This window comes from Mycobacterium sp. E1386, assembly GCF_001672745.1.
In the GTDB taxonomy this organism is placed as follows: domain Bacteria; phylum Actinomycetota; class Actinomycetes; order Mycobacteriales; family Mycobacteriaceae; genus Mycobacterium.
In genome coordinates, this window is record NZ_LZKH01000156.1 from 1 (window position 1) to 4,982 (window position 4,982).

Below are 4,982 nucleotides of genomic sequence, written 5' to 3' on the forward strand. Positions count from 1 at the left end.
GGTGGCGGGCCAATCGCGGGGTGGCCCAAATCAGCAGGGCCAGCCCCGGCAGCATGCACAGCCGCAGCAGCGCCGTTCCGGTCACCACGTTGTTGCCGACGAGCATCGTGACGAGCTTGGCCACCAGAATGAACGCCGGGCCGTAGGGGGCGGTGGTGATCGTCCAGATCGGACTTACGTTGTCCAGCAGGTTGTTCGGGTTGGCGACCGGCCCGACGGCGTAGGGATCCAGGCCGTCGCGCAGCAGGGCGCCCTGGGCCAGATACGAATAGGTGTCCCGGCTGAAGACGGGCACCGACAGCAGCAGCGGCGCCAGCCAGAAGGCGGTGGTGACCTTCATCGCGAACTCGGACATTTCGCCGGCCAGCGCGCGGCGGCCCAGCCCCAGCCATGCGATCAGCATGAGACCCACGCCGGTCCACAACACCACCGACGACAACACCAGGCCGTGGCCGAAACGCAGCCAGGACATATGGATCGACTCCAGCAGCGGGTCGTGTTGCCGGGTGCTGCCCGCGCCCAGGCCGCCCACGGTGATCAGGATCGAACCGAGCATCCCCAGCTTCGCCGGCCGCGACTCCGGGGCGCCGGTGAATGCGCGCAACCGCGAAAACCAGCCACCGCCAGGCGGTTCCGTTGCCGGCGTGTCGGACGGCGGGGTGTGCGTCGGCGTCGTCATCGGCTCAGGCGGACCGGTCGGTGGCCATCCTGGCCAGCTCGGACAACCCGGCCTTGGCCGCCGCGTCGATGGGCGCGGCCGCCAGTGCGGCCAGCGCCCGTTGCGTCAGCTCGGCGATGCGTCGCTCGGCCGCGGCCAGCGCGCCCACCGAATCGATGACCTCACGCAGCCGGTCCACTTCGGCGTCGGTCAGCTGCGCGCCGATCGAGTCACGTAAAAGGTTGGCCGCCAACGGATCCGACCTGTCCGCCAACTCCAGCGCCTCGGCCAGCAGCACGGTGCGCTTACCCGAACGCAAGTCGTCGCCCGACGGCTTGCCGGTCACCGCCGGGTCCCCGAACACGCCCAGCACGTCATCACGGAGTTGGAACGCCACCCCGAGGTCCGTCCCGAATCGGCCGAAGACGTCCTGCACGTCGGGCCGGTCGGCCGCGGCGGCCGCCCCCAGCTGCAGCGGTCGCGTAACGGTATAGCAGGCCGTCTTGTAAGTGTCGACGTTCATCGCGGACGCGATCGATTCGGCGGCGCTGGCCTCGGCGACGATGTCCAGGTATTGACCGCCCAGCACCTCGGTGCGGATCTCGGCCCACACCCGCTGGACGCGCCGCGCGGCCTCCGGTGACAGGCCCACGCGGAAAACGATGTCGTCGGCCCAGGACAGCGCGAGGTCGCCGAGCAGGATGGCGGCCGACATGCCGAACCGCTCCGGGGAGCCGCGCCACTGCCGATTGCGGTGCAGCTCCGCGAACCGGACATGAGCGGTCGGCCGGCCGCGCCGGGTGGAGGAGTCGTCGATCACATCGTCATGGACCAGCGCGCAGGCGTGCAGCAGCTCCAGCGCGGAAAACAGCAGCAGCGCTTCGGAATCGGGTTCTCCGGTCGCCACGGCGCGCCAGCCCCAGTAGGCGAAGGCGGGCCGCAGCCGCTTGCCCCCGTTGAGCACGAAATCTTCGAGGGCGGCGACGAGGTCTTCGTACTCGCCGCCGATGTAGGCGGTGTCGGCGCGCCGGTCGTGCAAGTACTGCCGCAGTCGATCGGTGATGGCGCGGGTCAACTCGACGGTTGCCGCTGCTTCTGAAGCTTTCAGGCTCAGCGCGGCGCCCCTTTCTCCGTCGACGTGTCTGCGTGTGCGGCAGGCCCGATCAGTGTATTCGGCGCGGCGCCGGGGATCCTTGCAACCTCGCGCGGGTGGGGGACCGCGGTTGCTTCGACTGGCTCACTATTCCCCCGAAAGCGGGTGGTACCCCCACGCCTATGCTGGCTGGGGTGTCGGGGCCGCCCGCTGGTGTGCGGCCGGGTGATGCCCCAAGCATTCGTCGGATGGAGAGAAGCCGCGTGACCCTCAACACCATTGCGCTCGAGTTGGTGCCGCCCAACGCCGATGAAGGCCGGGAGCGGGCGCTCGAAGACGCGCGAAAGGTGGTGCAGTACTCGGCCGAATCGGGTTTGGACGACCGGCTCCGGCACGTGATGATCCCGGGCATCATCGCCGAGGACGACGACCGTCCCATCACGATGAAACCCAAGCTGGACGTGCTGGATTTCTGGTCGATCGTCAAGCCCGAGCTGCCGGGGATCCACGGCCTGTGCACGCAGGTCACCGCCTTCTCCGACGAGCCTACGCTGCGGCGGCGGTTGACCGATCTGCGCGCGGCCGGGATGGAGGGCGTGGTTTTCGTCGGGGTCCCGCGCACCATGAACGACGGGGAGGGCTCCGGTGTCGCGCCCACCGACGCCCTGTCGATCTATCGCGAGCTGGTGCCCAACCGCGGCGTGATCCTGATTCCCACCCGCGAGGGTGAGCACGGGCGGTTCAACTTCAAGTGCGACCAGGGCGCGACCTACGGCATGACCCAGCTGCTGTACTCCGACGCGATCGTGGGGTTCCTGCGCGAATTCGCCAAGAACACCGATCACCGGCCGGAGATCCTGCTGTCGTTCGGTTTCGTCCCGAAGATGGAGAGCCGGGTCGGCCTGATCAACTGGCTGATTCAGGACCCGGGCAACCAGGTGGTCGCCGAGGAGCAGGAGTTCGTCAAGCGGTTGGCCGCCAGCGAACCGCCCCAGAAGCGCCGGCTCATGGTCGACCTGTACCAGCGCGTGATCGACGGGGTGGCCGAGCTGGGTTTCCCGCTGAGCATCCACCTCGAGGCGACCTACGGGGTGTCGGGGCCCGCCTTCCAGACGTTCGCGGAGATGCTGGCGTACTGGTCACCGGGCCCGGGGGTCTAGCTCGGCGGCTGGTCGCGGGGTGCGGTGAACCGCGGCGAACGGTCGCGGTTCATCCAGGCCAGCAGGGCGACGACGCCGGCCGCGGCGAACGACGCGATGCCCAGCCACACGCCCGCCCCGGTCAGGGACCGCGTGTTCGGGTCGGTGTAGCGGGCCTGGGCGGTCATGGTGCTCACGACGCCCGGTTTGAGCTTCCAGGAGACCACCGTGGACTCGACCCGGTCGCCGTTGGTGGAGGTCACCACGCCGGGGAAGGCGACGGTCAGCTCGACCTCGGCTTCGGGATCGGTCACGGAGGTCAGGTCCGCGCGGCCCTCGAGGATCACCAGGTTGCCGTTCCGGCGCAGTGTGAGGTTCACGCCCTGCGCGTCGGAGTTCATGTTGGCCAGCTGCGGCAGCTCGGCGAAGGTCAGGTCTGAGAACACCGCCTGCGATCCCACATAACCGTCGCTGTCGTAGTTCGACACCGCCACCTTCTGGCTGAACGGCAGGTTGTTGCTGTCGAGTTGGGGCCCGGTGTCCTTGGGCGTCTTGGGTTTCGCGGCGGCGACGATCTCGCCGGACACCAGGTCATCGGGTGAGATCGTGAGCGACGCCCTGACCCGCAGGCACCCGGTGGCCAGCGGCACCAGCATGAGCAGCATCGCGATGGCGACTAACCGGCGCCGCCGAGCGGTGAATCCACGGGTTCGGGGCGGGGCATGGCTGGCGCGCACCAGGTCATCGTGCCAGATCGGGTGCGCCCCTTTGACGCGTTCGCCCGGGAGCGCCCTCGAGCCTGCGCTCACAGCGGCAGCTTGCGGCCCAGGATCGCGAATGCTCGTGGGTCGCCTGCGAAGTGGTAGCCGCGGATGAGGTCGGTGAAGCCCAGCCGCCGGTACAACCGCCAGGCCCGATTGGGCTCACCGTTGGTCTCCGGCGTGGACAGCAGGACATTCTCTTCGGCCCGGCCGGCCAGGAGCCGCCGGGCCAGCGCCTCGCCGAGGCCGCGGCCCTGCGCGCGGGGATGGATGTGCAGCTCGGTCAACTCGAAATAGCTGTTCATCAGGCCGGCGATCTGCTGAGGCGGCAGGCCGCCGCGTTGCAGGCCGACGACGACCTGCTGCTGCCACCACTGCCCGGGGGCCCCGGGATAGCCGTAGGCCACGCCGAGCAACGGCGCCTTGCTCAGTTCGGCAGCCGGCGGTATCGGGGCGTCCGCGTCGCCGCCCAGCTCGGCATCCACGACGCCCACCCCTTGCCACCCTGGCCGGCGGATGTGCTCGAGCCACATCGCGGCGCGCTGGTTTTCGGTGCCCCGCGGGTAGCGCATCGCGTCGACGTACACCTTCAGGGCGTCACCGAGACGGCGCTCCATATCGGTGGGTGGCAGATCGATGAGGAATATCGCCAAGTTGCGGTGTCCTCCTCGTCCTGTGCTCCGGCGCTTCGGTCTCGCGTGTCCGCGCGGCCCGCGCCGTCATCGCCATTATCGGACCCGGGCGAGGTCGTCTGGCGAGCGGTCGCGGCAACGAACCCACGAGGGACACCGGGTGGGGAAGCCGGTTGTAGCGCACGGCCGTTCCGATTCCTATCGGTGCCAAGCCCCGGCCAGGATAGAATCGCCACCGAACCAGTGGTAAGGCGCAGATTGACCTCGTATCATTCAATTAGTTGCCCTCGCAACGGGCATCCGCGTGCTATCGATAGTTACGCGTCAAACTGTCGGCAAGGAGGGACGAATGCCACTCTCCGATCATGAGCAGCGGATGCTCGATCAGATCGAGAGCGCTCTCTACGCCGAAGATCCCAAATTCGCGTCGAGCGTCCGCGGCGGAGGGTTCCGTGCACCCACCGCGCGCCGCCGCCTGCAGGGCGCGGCGTTGTTCGTCATCGGCCTGGCGATGCTGGTTTCCGGCGTGGCCTTCAAGGCCACCATGATCGGAAACTTCCCGATTCTCAGTGTCTTCGGATTCATCGTGATGTTCGGCGGCGTGGTCTTCGCCATCACCGGTCCGCGGTTGTCCGGCCGGCCCGACCACCCCGGATCGGCGACCGGGTCGCTCCGTCAGCGCCGTAACAAGGGCGGTGG

At 68.6% G+C, this 4,982-nt stretch carries 6 protein-coding genes; 2 read left to right on the forward strand and 4 right to left on the reverse strand.

Translation table 11 applies throughout. The features are described 5' to 3' along the window. Together mptB and idsA2 are read right to left on the reverse strand one after the other, a co-directional pair. A partial coding sequence (gene mptB, locus A5709_RS16095) for a polyprenol phosphomannose-dependent alpha 1,6 mannosyltransferase MptB (RefSeq protein WP_197520169.1) occupies window positions 1-679 on the reverse strand: 679 nt, incomplete at its 3' end. A 4-nt stretch (window positions 680-683) separates the two neighbouring features. Beyond that, entirely contained in the window at window positions 684-1,733 is a 1,050-nt protein-coding gene (gene idsA2 / locus A5709_RS16100; RefSeq protein ID WP_068120758.1) for a bifunctional (2E,6E)-farnesyl/geranyl diphosphate synthase, read from the reverse strand. Between the two features lie 281 nt (window positions 1,734-2,014). Between idsA2 and A5709_RS16105 the strand changes: the two genes are divergently transcribed. Further along, complete coding sequence (locus A5709_RS16105; protein ID WP_067945805.1) at window positions 2,015-2,911, forward strand: mycobacterial-type methylenetetrahydrofolate reductase; 897 nt, start codon at window positions 2,015-2,017, stop codon at window positions 2,909-2,911. On the opposite strand, the gene A5709_RS16110 is transcribed toward A5709_RS16105, so the two are convergent. Both A5709_RS16110 and A5709_RS16115 read right to left on the reverse strand, forming a co-directional pair. After that, window positions 2,908-3,555: a DUF3153 domain-containing protein gene (locus tag A5709_RS16110; protein WP_068009580.1), complete on the reverse strand. Its 648-nt coding sequence runs from the start codon at window positions 3,553-3,555 to the stop codon at window positions 2,908-2,910. The two genes, A5709_RS16105 and A5709_RS16110, sit on opposite strands and share 4 nt — an antisense overlap. Before the next feature lie 140 nt (window positions 3,556-3,695). Next, a complete protein-coding gene (locus A5709_RS16115) occupies window positions 3,696-4,304 on the reverse strand; it encodes an N-acetyltransferase (protein ID WP_068120760.1) in 609 nt (202 codons plus the stop codon). Window positions 4,305-4,632: 328 nt separating this feature from the next. On the opposite strand from A5709_RS16115, the gene A5709_RS16120 reads away from it, so the two are divergent. Beyond that, on the forward strand, window positions 4,633-4,982 hold a 350-nt coding region (locus A5709_RS16120), incomplete at its 3' end, for a DUF3040 domain-containing protein (protein ID WP_068120763.1).

Bases quoted from the DNA above. Each gene is read 5' to 3' on its own strand.
- A5709_RS16110 (WP_068009580.1), bottom strand. From the start codon at position 3,555: ATGCTGCTCATGCTGGTGCCGCTGGCCACCGGGTGCCTGCGGGTCAGG.